The organism is Micromonospora sp. LH3U1 (genome assembly GCF_028475105.1).
Taxonomy (GTDB): Bacteria; Actinomycetota; Actinomycetes; order Mycobacteriales; family Micromonosporaceae; genus Micromonospora.
The window spans coordinates 5,707,530-5,727,639 of record NZ_CP116936.1 but is presented as its reverse complement, the minus strand read 5'-3'; the positions used below and the strand labels follow the sequence as shown (position 1 = coordinate 5,727,639).

At 66.1% G+C, this 20,110-nt stretch carries 14 protein-coding genes, 2 tRNA genes, 3 rRNA genes and 1 pseudogene; 14 read left to right on the top strand and 6 right to left on the bottom strand.

Features of this window, described 5'->3' with window-relative positions:
- Nucleotides 1–46 precede the first annotated feature (46 nt).
- A complete protein-coding gene (locus tag PCA76_RS26190; protein ID WP_272613087.1) occupies nt 47–541 on the top strand; it encodes a GNAT family N-acetyltransferase in 495 nt (164 codons plus the stop codon).
- Between the two features lie 96 nt (nt 542–637).
- On the opposite strand, the gene PCA76_RS26185 is transcribed toward PCA76_RS26190, so the two are convergent.
- The 3 genes and pseudogenes from PCA76_RS26185 to PCA76_RS26180 all read right to left on the bottom strand — a co-directional run bounded on the left by PCA76_RS26185 (nt 638) and on the right by PCA76_RS26180 (nt 1,456).
- Nucleotides 638–1,030, bottom strand: a complete 393-nt coding sequence (locus tag PCA76_RS26185) for a hypothetical protein (protein WP_272613086.1) — start codon at nt 1,028–1,030, stop codon at nt 638–640.
- 141 nt (nt 1,031–1,171) lie between these two features.
- Nucleotides 1,172–1,258 (bottom strand): annotated as a pseudogene (locus PCA76_RS32895) (putative immunity protein); the annotation flags it as partial.
- Between the two features lie 127 nt (nt 1,259–1,385).
- A tRNA-Gly gene (locus PCA76_RS26180) sits at nt 1,386–1,456 on the bottom strand.
- A gap of 306 nt (nt 1,457–1,762) precedes the next feature.
- On the opposite strand from PCA76_RS26180, the gene PCA76_RS26175 reads away from it, so the two are divergent.
- From PCA76_RS26175 to clpX, 5 genes are all read left to right on the top strand, one after another.
- Nucleotides 1,763–1,836, top strand: a tRNA-Pro gene (locus tag PCA76_RS26175).
- Nucleotides 1,837–1,974: 138 nt separating this feature from the next.
- Nucleotides 1,975–3,315: a trigger factor gene (tig, locus tag PCA76_RS26170; RefSeq protein ID WP_272613085.1), complete on the top strand. Its 1,341-nt coding sequence runs from the start codon at nt 1,975–1,977 to the stop codon at nt 3,313–3,315.
- 193 nt (nt 3,316–3,508) lie between these two features.
- Nucleotides 3,509–4,150, top strand: a complete 642-nt coding sequence (locus PCA76_RS26165) for an ATP-dependent Clp protease proteolytic subunit (RefSeq protein ID WP_252419736.1) — start codon at nt 3,509–3,511, stop codon at nt 4,148–4,150.
- Between the two features lie 10 nt (nt 4,151–4,160).
- On the top strand, nt 4,161–4,823 hold the full coding sequence (locus tag PCA76_RS26160) for an ATP-dependent Clp protease proteolytic subunit (RefSeq protein ID WP_272613084.1): 663 nt from the start codon (nt 4,161–4,163) through the stop codon (nt 4,821–4,823).
- A 209-nt stretch (nt 4,824–5,032) separates the two neighbouring features.
- Nucleotides 5,033–6,328 (top strand): ATP-dependent Clp protease ATP-binding subunit ClpX, encoded by a 1,296-nt coding sequence (clpX, locus tag PCA76_RS26155; protein WP_007464107.1) that lies wholly within the window; start codon nt 5,033–5,035, stop codon nt 6,326–6,328.
- A gap of 24 nt (nt 6,329–6,352) precedes the next feature.
- Here the strand turns inward: clpX and PCA76_RS26150 are convergent, their stop codons facing one another.
- Entirely contained in the window at nt 6,353–6,979 is a 627-nt protein-coding gene (locus PCA76_RS26150) for a helix-turn-helix domain-containing protein (protein WP_272613083.1), read from the bottom strand.
- 41 nt (nt 6,980–7,020) lie between these two features.
- Here PCA76_RS26150 and PCA76_RS26145 point away from each other — a divergent pair, with 41 nt between their 5' ends.
- Together PCA76_RS26145 and PCA76_RS26140 are read left to right on the top strand one after the other, a co-directional pair.
- A complete protein-coding gene (locus PCA76_RS26145) occupies nt 7,021–7,854 on the top strand; it encodes a DMT family transporter (protein ID WP_272613081.1) in 834 nt (277 codons plus the stop codon).
- 39 nt (nt 7,855–7,893) lie between these two features.
- The gene (locus tag PCA76_RS26140; protein ID WP_272613080.1) at nt 7,894–8,691 is read left to right on the top strand and encodes a carbon-nitrogen hydrolase family protein; all 798 of its coding nucleotides are present in this window, start codon (nt 7,894–7,896) and stop codon (nt 8,689–8,691) included.
- Between the two features lie 3 nt (nt 8,692–8,694).
- On the opposite strand, the gene PCA76_RS26135 is transcribed toward PCA76_RS26140, so the two are convergent.
- Nucleotides 8,695–8,919, bottom strand: a complete 225-nt coding sequence (locus PCA76_RS26135) for a hypothetical protein (protein WP_272613079.1) — start codon at nt 8,917–8,919, stop codon at nt 8,695–8,697.
- Nucleotides 8,920–9,641: 722 nt separating this feature from the next.
- Between PCA76_RS26135 and PCA76_RS26130 the strand changes: the two genes are divergently transcribed.
- From PCA76_RS26130 to rrf, 3 genes are all read left to right on the top strand, one after another.
- Nucleotides 9,642–11,156: ribosomal RNA gene (locus PCA76_RS26130) — 16S ribosomal RNA — on the top strand.
- A 381-nt stretch (nt 11,157–11,537) separates the two neighbouring features.
- A 23S ribosomal RNA gene (locus tag PCA76_RS26125) occupies nt 11,538–14,649 on the top strand.
- An 88-nt stretch (nt 14,650–14,737) separates the two neighbouring features.
- A 5S ribosomal RNA gene (gene rrf / locus PCA76_RS26120) occupies nt 14,738–14,854 on the top strand.
- Together the 16S, 23S and 5S rRNA genes form the textbook arrangement of a ribosomal RNA operon.
- Nucleotides 14,855–14,963: 109 nt before the next feature.
- On the opposite strand, the gene PCA76_RS26115 is transcribed toward rrf, so the two are convergent.
- Nucleotides 14,964–15,650 carry a hypothetical protein gene (locus PCA76_RS26115; RefSeq protein WP_272613078.1) on the bottom strand — a complete coding sequence of 229 codons (687 nt, stop codon included), beginning with the start codon at nt 15,648–15,650 and terminating at the stop codon, nt 14,964–14,966.
- 69 nt (nt 15,651–15,719) lie between these two features.
- Here PCA76_RS26115 and PCA76_RS26110 point away from each other — a divergent pair, with 69 nt between their 5' ends.
- From PCA76_RS26110 to PCA76_RS26100, 3 genes are read left to right on the top strand one after another with little or no spacing between them, the layout of a single operon-like run.
- Complete coding sequence (locus tag PCA76_RS26110) at nt 15,720–18,338, top strand: valine--tRNA ligase (RefSeq protein WP_272613077.1); 2,619 nt, start codon at nt 15,720–15,722, stop codon at nt 18,336–18,338.
- On the top strand, nt 18,335–19,669 hold the full coding sequence (locus tag PCA76_RS26105) for a bifunctional folylpolyglutamate synthase/dihydrofolate synthase (RefSeq protein ID WP_272613076.1): 1,335 nt from the start codon (nt 18,335–18,337) through the stop codon (nt 19,667–19,669). Before PCA76_RS26110 ends, PCA76_RS26105 begins: the two co-directional genes overlap by 4 nt.
- Entirely contained in the window at nt 19,666–20,100 is a 435-nt protein-coding gene (locus PCA76_RS26100) for a DUF4233 domain-containing protein (RefSeq protein WP_272613075.1), read from the top strand. The genes PCA76_RS26105 and PCA76_RS26100 overlap by 4 nt, the downstream gene beginning before the upstream one ends.
- Nucleotides 20,101–20,110: the final 10 nt, after the last annotated feature.

Here is a 20,110-nt window from a genome sequence, read left to right as displayed (position 1 = left end):
CCTTCCGGCTCGGGCTGCTCGACTGCGACTTGTAGCCTCGGCCCTTGTGAGTTGGCTGCCTGACGACTTCGTCCACCCGGTCTACGTGCCCGTGCCCGACACCACGCTGCACCTGCGGCCGATCCGGGAGGCGGACACCGCGCTCGACTACCCCGCCGTAATGGGCTCCCGCGAGCGCTTGTGGGAGATCTTCGGCCCGGCCTGGGCGTGGCCCCCGGAGTCGATGACCTACGAAGAGGACCGCATCGACCTTCTGCGGCACGAGAAGGAGATAGCCGCGCACCAGTCGTTCAACTACGCGCTGCTGGACGAGGAGGAGACGGCGATCCTCGGCTGCGTCTACATCGACCCGCCCGAGCGCAGCGGCTCCGACGGCGAGGTCGCCTGGTGGGTGGTGGACGACCTGGTCGGCAGTGAGGTGGAACGCGCGCTGGATGCGTTGGTGCCGCAGTGGATCGCCGCCGACTGGCCCTTCCAGCAGCCCCGCTGTCTGGGTCGTGACATCACCTGGCAGGACTGGCTCGCGCTGCCGCGCGCCTAGTGACACGGGACGGCTGATCCGTGACGGCGGCAGTGGCCGTTCATCACGAGCGGCTGCGCCAGATGTCGAGGCGCGACCCACGGTCGGCCAGCGACCTCAACGGCGTGCCGTAAGGGGCACGAGGACGAGGGCGGCAACGCCAAGCGCGGTGGCACCGACAGCCCACCACCAGAAGAACCCCGAAAAGACCGAGGCGATCAGAAGCCCGATGCCGAGGCCGGCCAGCAGGCCGAGTGCGAACAAGACCCGTGGGGGCAGGGCGAGGTGCGGCATGCGCCGGACCACGAGCACTTCCAGCCAGGTGCCGCCCAACGCCAGCAATGCTGCGCCGACCGCGTCCACGGCGGAGAGTCCGTGGCCCTCGCTGAGGGGCACGAGGACCTTGCCCTCGCCACTGGCGGGGACGAAGAGGATGAGCACGCCAGCGCCGATGAGGAGAGCGGCGATCGCTACCTGCCTACGCGGCGCACCCCCGACATCTCGCGACATCGCTACAGTCTCGGCCATCGGGCGTGGTCTCCGCAGGACCCGTATCGGCGAAGATCACATTCCGGACGCCCGGCCAGCGGCAGATTCGGATGAGCCTGGGGTGGGCTCTGAGCCCCACGCTCGCCTTCCGGCGCGGCAGCTTGCGAGGAGATGGTGATCCGAATCGGTGAGCGTTCCGCCACGACGAAGCGTGATGAAGCGCGAGTCCCGAACCTTCGGAAGGATCATGGTTGGCGCTCTTCTCCGGGCGGTCCAAGGTGACCACGGACGGGCCCGCAAGATCGAAGCGGGGGAGTGGTCGAGCGGGCGAGGCTCGGAGGCTTGCCCCGCCTCTGACCTGGGCTTTCGAGCGTTGAGCGGGCGACGAGAATCGAACTCGCGTAGTCAGTTTGGAAGACTGAAGCTCTACCATTGAGCTACGCCCGCGTGCACCCCGCCAGTGCGGGACGCGCTGACAGCGTACCCAATCCCGGTGCCGACCGCGCAGCCGCACCACCGCGCCGGCCTGAAGATCCACGCAACATCAGGGATGTTGTGGCCTCGACGCGGTTCGGAAGCAGCACTTTCCCCGAAGTTGCGCGGATCTTGACGCCAGAGCGCGAGGGCCGGGCGAGGCGGGGTGGCGGGGGAGGGCGCAGGTGGGCGGTAAGGGTGCTTTTGGGGGATCTGTCCGGGAGGGGGATGCCCCGGCACCGCCTGAGCCGTGGCGACGGCATAGACTGCACGTCGCCACGGGGTGTGGCGCAGCTTGGTAGCGCACTCGCTTTGGGAGCGAGGGGCCGTGGGTTCAAATCCCGCCACCCCGACTGTCGTCCGCGGCCGCGTCGCCCCGGGTGCCGCCCAGTGCGGTCCCCGGGCGCTGCCGGTGCGTCAGGCCGGCTCACCTACACTCGATGGGCTGAATCACGCCCAGACTCAACTGAGATCCGTCAAGGAGTACGCCTGTGAAGAGCACCGTCGAGACTCTGAGCCCGACGCGCGTGCGGCTCGCCATCGAGGTGCCGTTCGTCGAGCTCGAGCCGAGCCTCAAGAAGGCGTACCGGGAGATCGGTTCGCAGGTCCAGGTTCCGGGCTTCCGCCGGGGCAAGGTGCCGACCGCGGTGATCGACCAGCGGGTGGGCCGGGGCACCGTCCTCAATGAGGCGGTCCAGGAGGCCATCCCGGAGAACATCCTCGCCGCGGTGCGTGAGCACGACCTGAAGACGCTGGGGCGCCCCGAGGTCGAGATCACCGAGTTCAACGACGGTGACTCGCTGAACTTCACCGCTGAGGTCGACGTTCGTCCGGAGATCACCATCCCGGACGCGACGACCATCGACGTGACCGTCGACGAGCTGCAGATCGACGAGAGCGAGATCGACGAGCAGGTGAAGAGCCTGCGGGAGCGTTTCGCGACCCTGAAGACCGTCGAGCGGGCCGCCGCCGAGGGCGACTACGTCCAGATCGACCTGAACGCCACCGTCGACGGCGAGGACGTGCCGGGCGGCCAGGCGAGCAACATCTCCCACGAGGTGGGCAGCAAGCAGCTCCTGCCGGGCCTCGACGAGGCCGTGGTCGGCCTCGCCGCCGGCGAGGACACCACCTTCACCACCCAGTTGGTCGGTGGCGACTTCGCCGGTCGGGACGCCGAGGTGGCGGTGACCGTGCGCACGGTCAAGGAGAAGGAGCTGCCGGAGCTGGACGACGAGTTCGCCCAGATGGCGAGCGAGTTCGACACGATCGAGGAGCTGCGCGGCGACCTGCGGGCGCGGGTCACCCAGGGCAAGCAGGTCGAGCAGATCTACGCCGCTCGCGACAAGGCGCTCGCGCAGCTGGTCGAGGCCGCCGAGATTCCGGCCCCCGAGGGTGTCGTCCGCGAGGAGGTCGAGAGCCGCAAGCAGGCGATGGTCGACCAGCTGGAGCGGATCGGCGCCTCGATGGAGGAATACCTCGCCGCCGAGGACAAGACCGAGGAGCAGATCGACGCCGAGCTGACCGAGGCGGCGACCGAGGGCGTGAAGGTCCAGCTCCTGCTGGACACTCTGGCCGACGCGGAGGACGTGCAGGTCTCCGACGACGAGTTCGGGCACGAGATCGTGCACCGGGCGCAGCGCGCCGGGATGGCCCCTCAGCAGTACTACGACCAGCTGGTGCGCTCCGGCGCAGCCGCCGCGGTCTTCGGGGATGTGCGGCGGGGCAAGGCGCTCGCGGCCGTCATGGAGCGGATCAAGATCAAGGACTCGGCCGGCAACGAGGTCACCCTCGACGCGCTGCGTGCGGCCAACGAGGCCGAGCACAACCACTGATCGTCGGGTGCGGCCGCCATCCGCCGCTGTGCGGTGGATGGCGGCCGAATCCTTTTCCGGGTACGCCCGGAGCCCGCGCCGCGGGTACGCCCGACACAGCTGCGCTGAGAGCGAACAGTGCCCCGACCGGGACTCTGCCGCCCCGCACAGCGGTTAGTGTCGGGAAAGACGGTACGGAGAGCGAAGGGCTGCCATGACCGACATGCACATCCCCAAGAAGTCGCTCCGGGCGATTGACGCGCGCGGTGGCGACTCCATTGGCAACCTCGACGACTCGGTCTACAACCGGTTGCTCAAGGAACGCATCATCTTCCTGGGCAGTGAGGTGACCGACCAGGTCGCCAACCGCATCTGCGCGCAGCTGCTGCTGCTCGCCGCGGAGGACCCGGACCGCGACATCAACCTGTGGATCAACTCGCCGGGTGGCTCGGTCTACTCCGGCATGGCGATCTACGACACCATGCAGTTCATCGACAACGACGTGTCGACCGTGGCGATGGGCATGGCGGCCTCGATGGGCCAGCTGCTGCTCTGCGCGGGCACCAAGGGCAAGCGTTACGCCCTGCCCCACGCACGGATCATGATGCACCAGCCGTCCGGTGGTCTGGGTGGCACGGCGTCCGACATCGCCATCCAGGCGGAGCAGATGCTCTACACGAAGCGGATGTTCCAGGAGCGGGTCGCGCACCACACCGGCCAAGCCCAGTCGCAGATCGAGGCGGACTCGGACCGGGACCGTTGGTTCACCGCCCAGGAGGCCATGGACTACGGCTTCATCGACAAGGTGATCATCGGAGCCGCTCAGGTTCCGGATGGCGCCGGGACCCTGAGCTGAGGAGCTGACGATGACCGATCTGAGCTTGCCGCCCCAGTTCGCGGCCGTGCACAACCGTTACGTGCTGCCGTCGTTCGTCGAGCGCACGTCGTACGGGGTCAAGGAGTCGAACCCGTACAACAAGCTCTTCGAGGACCGGATCATCTTCCTCGGCGTCCAGGTGGACGACGCGTCGGCCAACGACGTGATGGCCCAGCTGCTGACGCTTGAGGGCACCGATCCGGACCGCGACATCATCATGTACATCAACTCGCCGGGTGGCTCGTTCACCGCCATGACGGCGATCTACGACACCATGCAGTACGTCCGCCCGGACATCCAGACGGTCTGCCTCGGGCAGGCCGCCAGCGCGGCAGCGGTGCTGCTGTCGGCGGGCACTGCGGGTAAGCGGATGGCTCTTCCGAACTCGCGGATCATCATCCACCAGCCGGCCACCGAGGGCGGCTACGGGCAGGGCTCGGACATCGAGATCCAGGCCCGGGAGATCCTGCGCATGCGTACGCAGCTGGAGGACATGCTGTCCCGCCACTGCAACCGCCCGATCGAGCAGGTTCGCAAGGACATCGACCGTGACAAGATCATGACGGCCGAGGAGTCCAAGGAGTACGGGCTGGTCGACACGATCCTGACCAGCCGCAAGAAGGGTCTGCTGGCGACCCACGCCGCCAGCTGAGCAATACCGGGTCAGAGGTTGGCCGGGGCTCCGTTCCCGGCCGACCTCTGACACACCCGTTTTGGGGGTCGGAGAATGCTCCGCCAGCGGGTAACGTCGGGTCCGTACCGCTTCGCCGGTTGAGCCGGTGGGGTGAACTAAGCCGGGCGGCGCGCAGCGCCCGCAGGTCAGGGCCGGGTCTCCGGCCGATGAGTGCAGGGAGAACGTAGGTGGCACGGATCGGTGACGGCGGCGACCTACTGAAATGCTCCTTCTGCGGCAAGTCGCAGAAGCAGGTCAAGAAACTCATCGCGGGCCCAGGGGTCTACATCTGCGACGAGTGCATCGATCTCTGCAACGAGATCATCGAAGAGGAGTTGGCCGAGTCCGGCGAGGTGAAGTGGGAAGAGCTTCCCAAGCCGATGGAGATCTGCCAGTTCCTCGACAACTACGTCGTGGGACAGGACCAGGCCAAGAAGGCGCTCGCCGTCGCGGTCTACAACCACTACAAGCGGATCCAGGCAGAGGCGGCCAACGCGCCGGGCTCCGGCAGTGACGCCGTCGAGCTGGCCAAGTCCAACATCCTGCTGCTCGGCCCGACGGGGTGCGGCAAGACCCACCTCGCGCAGACCCTCGCGCGGATGTTGAACGTGCCGTTCGCCATCGCCGACGCCACCGCGCTCACCGAGGCGGGCTATGTCGGCGAGGACGTGGAAAACATCCTCCTCAAGCTGATCCAGGCCGCCGACTACGACATCAAGCGCGCCGAGACCGGCATCATCTACATCGACGAGGTCGACAAGATCGCCCGCAAGTCGGAGAACCCGTCGATCACGCGGGACGTCTCCGGTGAGGGCGTGCAGCAGGCTCTGCTCAAGATGCTCGAAGGCACGGTGGCCAACGTGCCACCGCAGGGCGGTCGCAAGCACCCGCACCAGGAGTTCATCCAGATCGACACCACCAACGTGCTGTTCATCTGTGGTGGCGCCTTCGCCGGTCTCGATCAGATCATCGAGTCCCGCACCGGTCAGGGCGGCACCGGCTTCGGTGCCCGGCTCCGGTCGGTCTCCGATCGGTCGACCGATGACATCTTCAGCCAGGTCATGCCGGAAGACATGCTCAAGTTCGGGCTGATCCCCGAGTTCGTCGGCCGACTGCCGGTGATCACCAACGTGCGCAGCCTGGACCGGAGCGCCCTCGTGCGCATCCTCACCGAGCCGCGCAACGCCCTGGTCCGGCAATACCAGCGGCTCTTCGAGCTGGACGGCGTGGAGCTGGAGTTCGACGAGCCGGCTCTGGAGGCGATCGCCGACCAGGCGATGCTGCGGGGCACCGGTGCCCGTGGCCTGCGGGCCATCATCGAGGAGGTTCTGCTCTCCGCGATGTACGAGGTGCCGAGCAACCCCGACGCCGCCCGGGTGTTGATCACCCGCGAGGTGGTCCTGGAGAACGTCAACCCAACGATCGTGCCGCGCGAGTTCACCGGGCGTCGGGCCCGGCGGGACCGCGAGGAGAAGTCGGCCTGATCCTCCCTGTGTCACGCCGGTCGCTCAGTCCTGACGCGGCCGGCGTGAACGCGTTCGGCGGTCCCATTCGCCCGACGGGGTGATCGTCACCATCATCAGCCGGGCTTGTTCGTCGCTGTCGTTGCGGTAGCCGTGCTCCCGGTCCGCGTGGAACTCGATGGTCTCGCCGGACCGGACGGGGTGGTCCTGCCCGTCGACCCTGACGACCACGCTGCCGGCGAGGATGTGCAGCACCTCCCGGGTGCCGCGCGGGTGGTCGGGGGAGCGGTGCGCCTCGCCGGGTTCCAACCGCCAGTCCCAGAGCTCGACGAGGTCCGGCTCGCCCAACCCGCTCAACAGCTGGGCCGTGCCGCCGTGCTCGCCCTGCCAGAGCACGGGCGCCTCGGCGGTCGAGGTGATCTTTACGGGCCGTTCCTCGGTCGGCTCGACCAGCCGGGCGATGTTGACGCCGAACGCGTCAGCGACCCGGCACAGCGTGCCGACGCTCGGGTTGGTGCGCGCGCCCTCGATTTGCACGAGCATCCCCTTGCTCACCCCGGACCGGCCCGCCAACTCCTCGAAGGACCAGCCTCGGGCGGCCCGTAGTTCGCGCACCTGTCGGGCCACCGCGGCGGTTACCGCTCCCACCCGATCCGATCCGAGCTCGGTCATCATACTATCCTTCACGGTCACTATTATGGTACGACAGGCGCATGTTCCCCATTGTCCTAGCTGCGTTGTCCGCAGTCGCGTTCGGCACCGCGGACTTCTCCGGCGGTAAGGCGTCCCGCTACGCCGACCCCATTGCCGTCACCGTGATCTCCCAGCTGCTGAGCGTCCCGTTGCTGGTCGTCCTGCTCCTGGTCGTGCCCGGGTCCCCAAACCTCGGAGACGTCGGCTGGGGGCTGCTCGCGGGGGTGGCCGGCGCGGGCGGCGTCATGCTGCTCTACCGAGCCCTCGCCGGCGGGATGATGGCCGTGGTGGCGCCGATCACCGCGATCACCGCCGCAGTGGTGCCGATCGTCGCAGGCCTGTTCACCGCGTCTTTCCCGGGTGCCCTGGCACTCACCGGCGCCGGCCTCGCGGTGCTGGCGATCGCCCTCGTCAGCCTCGGGGAGAGCGGCGGCCGACGGGTCGTCCCGGCACGGCTGATCGGGCTCGCCCTCGCCGCCGGGGCGCTGTTCGGTGTCTTCTACACCCTCCTCGGGCAGGCCGACGAGAGCGCTGGCATGTGGCCGGTGGCGGCGGTTCGAGCCAGCTCGATCGCGTTCGGCCTCGCGCTGGCCGTCGGTACGGGGGTGCGGCTGCGGCTCGGGCGACGGGTGCTGGGCTGGGCGGCGGTCGCCGGTCTGCTCGACGGCGCCGCCAACGCGCTCTTTCTGGCGGCCGCCGCCCGTGGCCACCTGAGCATCATCGCGGCGGTCGCCGCGCTCTACCCGGCCAGCACCGTGCTGTTGGCGTTGGCCGTCGACCGGGAGCGGCTGCGCGGAGCACAGATCGCCGGGCTCGGCTTCGCGGCCGGGGCTCTGGTGCTGGCCAGCCTCTGACGCTGTCCGCGCTGGCCCTTCCGGCCGTACCCTGTGCTCATGCGCGTCGCCGTTTGCCAGCTGAACGCCCGGGACGACCGCAAGGCCAACCTGGCCGCCGCGGAGGTCCTGCTGGAACGCGCCGCCGCCGGCGGCGCGGACCTCGCCGTCCTGCCGGAGTACGTCGACTACCTCGGCCCCGCCGCCGGGTTACCCGAGGCGGAGCCCGTGGACGGGGAGGTTGGCAGCTTCTTCGCCGGGATCGCCCGGCGGCTCGGGATCTGGCTGGTGGCCGGCTCGTTCCACGAGGCCGGCCCGGACCCGGAGCACACCTGGAACACGTCGCTGGTCTTCGACCGCTCCGGCAATCTGGCCGCCAGCTACCGCAAGATCCATCTGTACGACGTGGAGATCCCCGGTCGTGTCTCCTACCGGGAGTCGGCGAGTGTCGCGCCCGGGGTTCAACCGGTAGTGGTGGACGTCGAGGGTCTGCGGGTCGGCCTGTCGATCTGCTACGACCTGCGCTTCCCGGAGCTGTACCGGCTGCTGGCCACCGATGGCGGCGCACAGCTGCTGGTGGTTCCGGCGGCATTCATGATGCACACCGGGCGGGACCACTGGGAGGTCCTGCTGCGGGCCCGAGCGATCGAGAACCAGTGCTTCGTGGCGGCGGCTGGCCAGACCGGCGATCACGAGCCAGGTCGCACCTGCTTCGGGCGCAGCATGGTGCTCGACCCGTGGGGGACGGTCCTCACCCAGTTGCCGGATGGCCCAGGAGTTTCCGTCGTCGACCTGGACCTCGATCGGCTCGCCGTGATCCGGGCCGAGCTGCCGAGCCTGACCAACCGCCGGCTCTGAGTCTCAACCCTCGAGCAGCACACCGATCACTGCGAACCCGGCGATGGCCACGGCGGTGACCAGCAGCGCGGTGGTCATCCGGGATTTACCCCGTCGGGCCAGTCGTCCCACCGAGAGCACCAGGACGACCAGCACCACCGCACCGATCACCACCTGCCAGAACGGCAGGAGAATGCCGAGCAGCGCTTCCTCGGCGAACACCCTGGCGCGGAGCCCGGACTCATCCATGCCTGACACTCTGGCATGTCAGAAGGTTCCGCGTCGCCGGCTGCGCCGAGGACCATCGCATGCCCTGCGCCGAAGACCATCGCGAGCCGGTCGGTCAAACCAGTGATGAACCCTGATTTGCCTTCTACGGGCCGTCCGCGTAACTTTCTCTCTGCACGGGGGAGGCCGGACAAACCGGCCGAGAACGGGCGCCAGGATCGTGGCGGGAACGCCGAGCGAGACTGAGGATCGGGCGGTGCGGAACACTCCGGATACGGAGTTGCGAACGCGAAGCCGACCGGGTAGAGTTCTGAAGCCGGCAGGAGCCGGGCGGAGAGCCGCGAAGCGGTGATCGGCCGGTCTGCGGCTTCCCACGAAAGAAACGACCGCCGGTAACGGCGTGCGTCATCGTGGATGCGAACGAGCAATGATATCCGCATTATCGGGTGAAGCACGACGAACCGCGAAACACCGGTTTGACACGGCGGAAACCAGCGGGTAACGTAGTAAAAGTGCCTGGCGCTGGAAAGCGCTGGAACGCTTAACAAATAAGCCCCGGGATGGGGCCCCACGGAGTGGGGCTTGTTGATCGGTGTGTGGTTGTTCTTTGAGAACTCAACAGGGTGCTTTAAAAGCCAGTGCCAATTATGATTTATACCCCGGACTGGTCAGGCTTTTGTCTGGCTGGTTGGGATTCCTTTGGCAACATTTGTTTGTTGTCAGGATGCTGTTCAACTAATTTTTTGTTGGAGAGTTTGATCCTGGCTCAGGACGAACGCTGGCGGCGTGCTTAACACATGCAAGTCGAGCGGAAAGGCCCTTCGGGGTACTCGAGCGGCGAACGGGTGAGTAACACGTGAGCAACCTGCCCTAGGCTTTGGGATAACCCTCGGAAACGGGGGCTAATACCGAATATTACTTGGTCTCGCATGAGGTTGGGTGGAAAGTTTTTCGGCCTAGGATGGGCTCGCGGCCTATCAGCTTGTTGGTGGGGTAATGGCCTACCAAGGCGACGACGGGTAGCCGGCCTGAGAGGGCGACCGGCCACACTGGGACTGAGACACGGCCCAGACTCCTACGGGAGGCAGCAGTGGGGAATATTGCACAATGGGCGGAAGCCTGATGCAGCGACGCCGCGTGAGGGATGACGGCCTTCGGGTTGTAAACCTCTTTCAGCAGGGACGAAGCGAGAGTGACGGTACCTGCAGAAGAAGCACCGGCCAACTACGTGCCAGCAGCCGCGGTAAGACGTAGGGTGCGAGCGTTGTCCGGATTTATTGGGCGTAAAGAGCTCGTAGGCGGCTTGTCGCGTCGACCGTGAAAACTTGGGGCTCAACCCCAAGCCTGCGGTCGATACGGGCAGGCTAGAGTTCGGTAGGGGAGACTGGAATTCCTGGTGTAGCGGTGAAATGCGCAGATATCAGGAGGAACACCGGTGGCGAAGGCGGGTCTCTGGGCCGATACTGACGCTGAGGAGCGAAAGCGTGGGGAGCGAACAGGATTAGATACCCTGGTAGTCCACGCTGTAAACGTTGGGCGCTAGGTGTGGGGGACCTCTCCGGTTTCCTGTGCCGCAGCTAACGCATTAAGCGCCCCGCCTGGGGAGTACGGCCGCAAGGCTAAAACTCAAAGGAATTGACGGGGGCCCGCACAAGCGGCGGAGCATGCGGATTAATTCGATGCAACGCGAAGAACCTTACCTGGGTTTGACATGGCCGCAAAACTCACAGAGATGTGAGGTCCTTCGGGGGCGGTCACAGGTGGTGCATGGCTGTCGTCAGCTCGTGTCGTGAGATGTTGGGTTAAGTCCCGCAACGAGCGCAACCCTCGTTCGATGTTGCCAGCGCGTTATGGCGGGGACTCATCGAAGACTGCCGGGGTCAACTCGGAGGAAGGTGGGGATGACGTCAAGTCATCATGCCCCTTATGTCCAGGGCTTCACGCATGCTACAATGGCCGGTACAATGGGCTGCGATACCGCGAGGTGGAGCGAATCCCAAAAAGCCGGTCTCAGTTCGGATCGGGGTCTGCAACTCGACCCCGTGAAGTCGGAGTCGCTAGTAATCGCAGATCAGCAACGCTGCGGTGAATACGTTCCCGGGCCTTGTACACACCGCCCGTCACGTCACGAAAGTCGGCAACACCCGAAGCCGGTGGCCCAACCCTTGTGGAGGGAGCCGTCGAAGGTGGGGCTGGCGATTGGGACGAAGTCGTAACAAGGTAGCCGTACCGGAAGGTGCGGCTGGATCACCTCCTTTCTAAGGAGCACCATCCGGTGAAAGCCGGTATGGAGCCCGCGCTGCCCGTCTGTGGTGGTGGGGTGCTCAGATGGCGGAGACACTGGCAAGTTTTTCCTCGGCAACGGCCGGGACTTCCTAGTACAGCCACCCTTTTGGGGTGGTGGGAACGGGTGGGTCCTGGTGCGGCTGGGTGGAGGCGCTAGCACCCTGTTGGGTCCTGAAGGAACAACCATCGTGTTGTTGTTTCAGAGCCTTGAGCGAAGCGTTATAGCTTCGCGAGGTTGCCAGGCATGGCCTGGCCTCATATACCGCCGGCGGTTGTCGGGTTTGGTGTGGGGCGGATCGGGTTGTGGGTTGGTCGTTTGTTGAGAATTGCACAGTGGACGCGAGCATCTTTGTGGTCAAGTTGTCAAGGGCGAACGGTGAATGCCTTGGCACCAGGAGCCGATGAAGGACGTGGGAGGCCGCGATAGGCCTGGGGGAGCTGTCAACCAAGCTGTGATCCCAGGGTGTCCGAATGGGGAAACCTGGCACCAGTCATGTGGTGTCACCCACACCTGAACACATAGGGTGTGTGGAGGGAACGCGGGGAAGTGAAACATCTCAGTACCCGTAGGAAGAGAAAACAATTTAGTGATTCCGTGAGTAGTGGCGAGCGAAAGCGGATCGAGGCTAAACCGGCTGCGTGTGATACCTGTCAGGGGTTGCGTGGTCGGGGTTGTGGGACCCTGCTGAACAAGCTGACACTTGTTCGAGAAGTTACAAAGTTAGTGGCTAGTCGAACAGTCTGGAATGGCTGACCGTAGACGGTGAAAGTCCGGTAGGTGAAAGTTGCTGACCTTCTGTGGGTGTTCCCGAGTAGCGGCGGACCCCTGAAATCTGCCGTGAATCTGCCAGGACCACCTGGTAAGCCTAAATACTTCCTGGTGACCGATAGCGGACAAGTACCGTGAGGGAATGGTGAAAAGTACCCCGGGAGGGGAGTGAAATAGTACCTGAAACCGTTCGCCTACAATCCGTCGGAGCCTTGCGGGGTGACGGCGTGCCTTTTGAAGAATGAGCCTGCGAGTTAGTGGCATGTGGCGAGGTTAACCCGTGTGGGGGAGCCGTAGCGAAAGCGAGTCTGAATAGGGCGATTCAGTCGCGTGTCCTAGACCCGAAGCGGAGTGATCTAGCCATGGGCAGGCTGAAGCGCGGGTAAGACCGCGTGGAGGGCCGAACCCACCAATGTTGAAAAATTGGGGGATGACCTGTGGTTAGGGGTGAAAGGCCAATCAAACTCCGTGATAGCTGGTTCTCCCCGAAATGCATTTAGGTGCAGCGTCGCGTGTTTCTTGCCGGAGGTAGAGCACTGGATGGTCTAGGGGGCCCACAAGCTTACCGAAATCAGCCAAACTCCGAATGCCGGTAAGTGAGAGCGCGGCAGTGAGACTGCGGGGGATAAGCTTCGTAGTCGAGAGGGAAACAGCCCAGATCACCAGCTAAGGCCCCTAAGCGTGTGCTAAGTGGAAAAGGATGTGGGGTCGCACAGACAACCAGGAGGTTGGCTTAGAAGCAGCCACCCTTTAAAGAGTGCGTAATAGCTCACTGGTCAAGTGGTTCCGCGCCGACAATGTAGCGGGGCTCAAGCACACCGCCGAAGCTGTGGCATTCACATTTTAACCTCGCTTGGACTTGATTCCTTGTGCAGGTGTGTGGATGGGTAGGGGAGCGTCGTGCCGCGAGTGAAGCAGCGGGGTGACCCAGTTGTGGACGCGGCACGAGTGAGAATGCAGGCATGAGTAGCGAAAGAAGGGTGAGAAACCCTTCCGCCGGATGACCAAGGGTTCCAGGGCCAGGCTAATCCGCCCTGGGTGAGTCGGGACCTAAGGCGAGGCCGAGAGGCGTAGTCGATGGACAACGGGTTGATATTCCCGTACCCGCGAAAGAGCGTCCCTGATGAACCTCGTTGTGCTAACCACCCGAGCTGCCTGATGTCTTCGGACGGATGGTGGGGAGCGTGGGAACCTGATGGGTAGTAGTCAAGCGATGGGGTGACGCAGGAAGGTAGCTGAGCCCGGCCGGTGGTTGTGCCGGGGTAAGCGTGTAGGCCGTGTTGTAGGCAAATCCGCAACACATATAAGGCTGAGACGTGATGCCGAGCCGATTCAGGTGAAGTCAGTGATCCTATGCTGCCGAGAAAAGCCTCTAGCGAGTTCTTAGCGGCCCGTACCCCAAACCGACACAGGTGGTCAGGTAGAGAATACCGAGGCGATCGGGCGAACTGTGGTTAAGGAACTCGGCAAATTGCCCCCGTAACTTAGGGAGAAGGGGGGCCGGAGACGTGAAGCCCCGCGCGGGTGGAGCGTTGTATGGCCGCAGAGAGCAGGGGGAAGCGACTGTTTACTAAAAACACAGGTCCATGCGAAGAAGTAATTCGATGTATATGGACTGACGCCTGCCCGGTGCTGGAACGTTAAGGGGACCTGTTAGCTCTTTCGGGGGCGAAGCGGAGAACTTAAGCGCCAGTAAACGGCGGTGGTAACTATAACCATCCTAAGGTAGCGAAATTCCTTGTCGGGTAAGTTCCGACCTGCACGAATGGCGTAACGACTTCCCCACTGTCTCAACCACAGGCCCGGCGAAATTGCAGTACGAGTAAAGATGCTCGTTACGCGCGGCAGGACGGAAAGACCCCGGGACCTTTACTATAGCTTGACATTGGTACTCGAATTAGCTTGTGTAGGATAGGTGGGAGCCGGTGAAGTCCATACGCCAGTATGGGTGGAGGCAATCTTGAAATACCACTCTGGTTGATTTGGGTATCTAACTTCGGACCGTTATCCGGTTCAGGGACAGTGTCTGGTGGGTAGTTTAACTGGGGCGGTTGCCTCCTAAAAGGTAACGGAGGCGCCCAAAGGTTCCCTCAGCCTGGTTGGCAATCAGGTGTTGAGTGCAAGTACACAAGGGAGCTTGACTGTGAGACTGACAGGTCGAGCAGGGACGAAAGTCGGGACTAGTGATCCGGCACTTGCGAGTGGAAGCGGTGTCGCTCAACGGATAAAAGGTACCCCGGGGATAACAGGCTGATCTTCCCCAAGAGTCCATATCGACGGGATGGTTTGGCACCTCGATGTCGGCTCGTCGCATCCTGGGGCTGTAGCAGGTCCCAAGGGTTGGGCTGTTCGCCCATTAAAGCGGTACGCGAGCTGGGTTTAGAACGTCGTGAGACAGTTCGGTCCCTATCCGCCGTGCGCGTAGGATACTTGAGAAGGGCTGTCCCTAGTACGAGAGGACCGGGACGGACGAACCTCTGGTGTGCCAGTTGTCCTGCCAAGGGCACGGCTGGTTAGCTACGTTCGGAAGGGATAACCGCTGAAAGCATCTAAGCGGGAAGCCTGCTTCAAGATGAGGTATCCCACCCACTTTGTGGGGTAAGGCCCCCAGCTAGACGACTGGGTTGATAGGCCGGAAATGTAAGCCCGGTAACGGGTTCAGTTGACCGGTACTAATAGGCCGAGGACTTGACTACTAAGCTGCTACGCGTCCACTGTGCAACTCTCGATAAACGAACAACAGACCCACTGTGTGTGTGGTGTTGTTTGATATGTCGATAGAGTTACGGCGGTCATGGCGGAGGGGAAACGCCCGGTCACATTCCGAACCCGGAAGCTAAGCCCTCCAGCGCCGATGGTACTGCACTCGTGAGGGTGTGGGAGAGTAGGACGCCGCCGGACAATCTTTCCAGAAAGGGTCACCCGTGAGGGTGGCCCTTTCTGCGTATCCGCGTGTCGCCAGGGCGCCAAGGGCAATCAGCGACGGGGCGCCTGATGTCAGGCCCGCTGGTCAGTCTCGGGTCTGAATGTCGGCGCGGAGGTTGCGCAGCAGGCCGCCGGCGTCGCTGACCGACCGCCCCGGGAACATCGCCATCACCACGCTGCCGTGGTCGGCCCAGCCGCACACCGCGAAGTCGCCACCCTCGCCGCTGGTGCTGCCGCACTTCATCACGCCGCCCAGGTCGCCGGCCGGAACCTCGCGCAGGCCGCTCACCGCACCGGTCTCGTCCGACATGAGGCGGAAGAGGCTGTCCAGGTCGCGCTCCGGCTGCCAGAGCAGGGTGGAGCCCCCGAAGATGAGCACCGAGCGCTTGTCGTCGGCCGGGTCGCGGTAGACCGTACCGAAGCTGCGGTCCAGCTCGATGTCCGCGGCGAGGCCGCTGCGCAGGTAGTCGGCCGTGCTCTTCGCCCGTTCGCTGTCGTCCCGGGTCAGGCCCGCCACCTGCTCGGGCGACGTCAGTTGGGTGTCCTTCTGCTGCGCCACGCGCCACCCACCGACACCCAGCACGCCGGCACCCGCGAGACCGACGAGCAGGGCGACCGTCCAACCGATCTTGCGCCGCCGGGACCAGCCGCCCGGCCCCTCATCGGGATCGCCCCCGGAGTCCCGGGTGCTGAGCTGGATCGGCTCTTCGGTCAGCTCCACCGGCTCGCGGCCGCCGTCGAGCGACCGCTCAGTGAGATGTGCGTCGGACATAGCCGACACCGTACGCGAACCACAGGTGGCGCACGTCAGGTCCGCCGAAGCCCTCCGTAGACTTGTCAGGTGACCGAGAGACTGGATGCCCGACGCCCCGACGCCCCGACCCTTGCCGGCCAGTACCAGCCCGGCGAGGTAGAGCAGCGACGGTACGAGCAGTGGGTAGCCGCCGGGCACTTCCGGGCTTCCGCCGACAGCGACAAGCCGCCATTCGCCATCGTCATCCCGCCGCCGAACGTCACCGGCTCGCTGCACATGGGCCACGCGTTCGAGCACACGCTGATGGACGCGTTGACCCGGCGTAAGCGGATGCAGGGCTTCGAGGCGCTGTGGTTGCCCGGCATGGACCACGCCGGCATCGCCACCCAGAACCTGGTGGAGCGGCAGCTCGCCGGCGAGGGTCTGTCCCGACACGATCTCGGCCGGGAAAAGTTCGTCGAACGGGTCTGGCAGTGGAAGGCCGAGTCCGGCGGGGCGATCCTGGGGCAGATGCGGCGCCTCGGTGACTCCGTCGACTGGGACCGCGAGCGCTTCACCATGGACGAGGGGCTGACCCGCGCCGTCCAGACGATCTTCAAGAAGCTCTTCGACGAGGGCCTCATCTACCGGGCCAACCGGATCATCAACTGGTGCCCGCGCTGCCTCACCGCGCTCTCCGACATCGAGGTCGAACACACCGACGACGACGGTGAGCTGATCTCCATCCGGTACAGCGACGAGGTCGTGGTGGCCACCACCCGGGCCGAGACGATGCTGGGCGACACCGCCGTGGCGGTGCACCCCGACGACGAGCGGTACCAGCACCTGATTGGCACGGAGGTCGAGCTGCCCCTCACCGGCCGCCGCATCCCGATCGTCGCCGACGAGCACGTCGACCCGTCCTTCGGCACCGGCATGGTCAAGGTGACCCCGGCGCACGACCCCAACGACTTCGAGATCGGCCAGCGCCACGACCTGCCCGCCCTGACCGTGATGGACGAGCGGGGCGTGATCACCGTGCCCGGCCCGTTCGAGGGGCTGGACCGGTTCGAGGCCCGGCCCGCGATCGTGGCGGCGCTGCGCGAGCAGGGTCGGATCGTGGCGGAGAAGCGCCCGTACGTGCACGCGGTCGGGCACTGCTCGCGCTGCAAGACGACCGTGGAGCCGCGGCTGTCGCTGCAGTGGTTCGTCAACACCGCCCCGCTGGCCCAGGCCGCCGGTGACGCGGTGCGCGACGGTCGGGTCCGCATCGAGCCGGCCGAGCTGTCCAAGCGCTACTTCGCCTGGGTCGACAACATGCACGACTGGTGCATCTCCCGCCAGCTCTGGTGGGGCCACCGGATCCCGGTCTGGTACGGCCCGGCGGGCGAGATCGTCTGCGTCGGCCCCGACGAGCAGGCGCCGACCGGCGACGGCTGGCGGCAGGACGAGGACGTGCTGGACACCTGGTTCTCCAGCGCGCTCTGGCCGTTCTCCACGCTCGGCTGGCCCGAGCAGACCCCGGACCTGGCCAAGTTCTACCCGACCAGCGTCCTGGTCACCGGCTACGACATCCTCTTCTTCTGGGTCGCCCGGATGATGATGTTCGGCCTCTATGCGATGGACGGCAAGCAGCCGTTCGACGTGGTGGCCCTGCACGGCATGGTCCGCGACGAGCACGGCAAGAAGATGTCGAAGTCGTTCGGGAACGTGGTCGACCCGCTGGACTGGATCGACCGGTTCGGTGCCGACGCGACCCGGTTCACCCTGGCGCGCGGCGCGAACCCCGGCCAGGACGTTCCGGTCAGCGAGGAGTGGTGCCAGGGCTCGCGCAACTTCTGCAACAAGCTCTGGAACGCCACCCGGTTCGCCCTGATGAACGGTGCGCACACCACTGGCGACCTGCCGCCGACCGAGCAGCTCTCCACCGTCGACCGATGGATCCTGTCCCGGCTGGCGCACGTGACCGCCGAGGTCGACGAGCAGTTCGAGGCGTACGAGTTCGCCAAGGTGTGCGACCTGCTCTACCACTTCGCCTGGGACGACGTCTGCGACTGGTACGTCGAGCTGAGCAAGCCGGTGCTCGCCGAGGGCGGTGAGCGGGCGGAGACCAGCCGCCGGGTGCTCGGGCACGTGCTGGACCAGCTGCTGCGGCTGCTGCACCCGGTCATCCCGTTCGTCACCGAGGAGTTGTGGCTCGCGCTGACCGGCGGCGAGACGGTGCAGACCGCTGCCTGGCCGGTGGCCGACAGTTCGCTGGTCGACGACGCCGCCGAGGCCGAGTTGGTCATTGTCCAGCGGGTGGTCACCGAGATCCGCCGGTTCCGTTCCGACCAGGGGCTGCGCCCCACGCAGCGGGTGGCCGCCCGGCTGGACGGCCTGTCCGGCGCGGGCATCGCCGCCCACGAGCCGCTGATCCGTTCGCTGGTCCGGCTGGACCCGGCCGGTGACGACTTCCAGGCCAGCGCCACGCTGGCCATGCCCGGCGCGGTCGGTGTCGCGTTGGACACCCGGGGGTCGATCGACGTGGCCGCCGAGCGGGCCCGGCTGACGAAGGACCGCGCGGCGGCCGAGAAGGAGGTCGCGCAGGCTCGGGCGAAGCTCGACAACCCTGCCTTCATCGGCAAGGCCCCCGAGCCGGTGGTCGCGAAGATCCGCGACCGGCTCGCCACCGCCGAGGCCGACCTGGTCCGGATCGACGCTGCTCTGGAGACGCTTCCCTCGTGACCGACCGTACCGATTTCGCCGCCGTCGAGGCTGAGCTGGCCGCTCGGGGTTTCACCCGCATGGTCTTCGAGCTGGACCGGATCGAGTCGCTGCTCGACCTGCTCGGCAGCCCACAGCGGGCGTACCCCGCGATCCACCTGACCGGCACCAACGGCAAGACCTCCACCGCGCGGATGATCGACTCGCTGCTGCGCGCGCACGGGCTGCACACCGGCCGGTACACCAGCCCGCACCTGGAGACCGTCCGGGAGCGGATCAGTCTGGACGGGGAGCCGGTCAGCGAGGAGCGGTTCGCGTCGGTGTACCGGGAGATCAAACCCCTGGCCGAGTTGGTCGACGCGCGGTCGGACGAGCCGCTGACGTACTTCGACATGACCACGGCGCTGGCGTTCGCCACCTTCGCCGATGCGCCGGTCGACATCGCGGTGGTCGAGGTGGGCCTCGGCGGTGCCGAGGACGCCACCAACGTCATCCAGGCCGGGGTCTGTGTGATCACCCCGATCGGGCTGGACCACACCGAGTGGCTCGGCGACACACTTCAGGACATCGCGCTGGCCAAGGCCGGCATCATCCACCCGGGCGCCACGGTGATCGCGGCGGCACAGGAGGAGGAGGCTGCCGGTCCCCTCCTGGATCGCTGCGCCGAGGTGGGCGCGACGATCGCCCGCGAGGGCACCGAGTTCGGTGTGCTGAGCCGGTCCATCGCGGTCGGCGGCCAGGTGCTCAGTCTGCAGGGGCTCGGCGGCGTCTACGACGAGGTGTTCATCCCGCTGCACGGCGCGCACCAGGCGCAGAACGCGGCGGTGGCGCTCGCCGCCGTCGAGGCGTTCCTGGGTGCCGGTGCTCGGCGGCAGCTCGACCTGGAGGCGGTCCGGGAGGGCTTCGCGTCGACCAGCTCCCCGGGTCGGCTGGAGCGGGTACGCAACGCCCCGACCATCCTCCTGGACGGCGCGCACAACCCGCACGGCATGGCCGCAACCGTCAAGGCGCTCCAGGAGGAGTTCGCGTTCAGCAAGCTGGTGGCGGTGCTGGGAGTGCTCGCCGACAAGGACGCGACCGGCCTGCTGGAGCTGCTGGAGCCGGTCGTCGACCAGTTGGTGCTGACGACCAACTCCTCGCCCCGGGCGTTGCCGGCGACGGAACTCGAGGCGCTGGCCGTCGAGGTCTTCGGCGAAAACCGGGTGGCGGTGGCCGAGGACATGCCGGACGCCATCGAGCTGGCGGTGGCGTTGGCCGAGGAGGACGTCCCCGGCGAGCTCAGCGGGGTCGGGGTGCTGGTCACGGGTTCGGTGGTGACGGTCGCCGACGCCCGTCGGCTGCTGAAGCGATGACCGGCCCGGAGCGGGAGCCCCGCACCACCGAGGGCCTGGCCGGCGAGCCGGCCGATCAGCCCGCCGGCGAAGAGCACGCGGCCGACCAGCCGCGACGCTCCGGGTTGCGCAACCCGGAGCGGGCGGTACGCGGCCTGGGTGCTGGCACGCTCAGCCTGGAGGCGCTGGTGCTGCTGCTGGCGATCCAGCCGATCCGGGTGGTCGGCGGTGATCTGAGCGGTGCCGCGATCGGGGCCGTGGTGGCACTGGCGGTGGCCGCCGTCGTGCTCGCCGGCATGATGCGCCGCCCCTGGGCCTGGCACGCCGGCACCGTGCTCCAGGGCCTGCTCATGCTGGGCGGTCTGCTGCACTGGTCGTTGCTCGGGCTGGGCATCATCTTCGCCCTGGTCTGGGCGTACGCGCTGCACGTTCGCCGGGTCATCCTCGGCTGACGCCCGACCC

Coding starts and splice junctions, on each gene's coding strand:
- PCA76_RS26185 (WP_272613086.1), bottom strand. CDS start 1,030: ATGTCGCGAGATGTCGGGGGTGCGCCGCGTAGGCAGGTAGCGATCGCC.
- PCA76_RS26165 (WP_252419736.1), top strand. CDS start 3,509: ATGACCGACATGCACATCCCCAAGAAGTCGCTCCGGGCGATTGACGCG.
- PCA76_RS26160 (WP_272613084.1), top strand. CDS start 4,161: ATGACCGATCTGAGCTTGCCGCCCCAGTTCGCGGCCGTGCACAACCGT.
- PCA76_RS26150 (WP_272613083.1), bottom strand. CDS start 6,979: ATGACCGAGCTCGGATCGGATCGGGTGGGAGCGGTAACCGCCGCGGTG.
- PCA76_RS26145 (WP_272613081.1), top strand. CDS start 7,021: ATGTTCCCCATTGTCCTAGCTGCGTTGTCCGCAGTCGCGTTCGGCACC.
- PCA76_RS26140 (WP_272613080.1), top strand. CDS start 7,894: ATGCGCGTCGCCGTTTGCCAGCTGAACGCCCGGGACGACCGCAAGGCC.
- PCA76_RS26135 (WP_272613079.1), bottom strand. CDS start 8,919: ATGGATGAGTCCGGGCTCCGCGCCAGGGTGTTCGCCGAGGAAGCGCTG.
- PCA76_RS26115 (WP_272613078.1), bottom strand. CDS start 15,650: ATGTCCGACGCACATCTCACTGAGCGGTCGCTCGACGGCGGCCGCGAG.
- PCA76_RS26100 (WP_272613075.1), top strand. CDS start 19,666: ATGACCGGCCCGGAGCGGGAGCCCCGCACCACCGAGGGCCTGGCCGGC.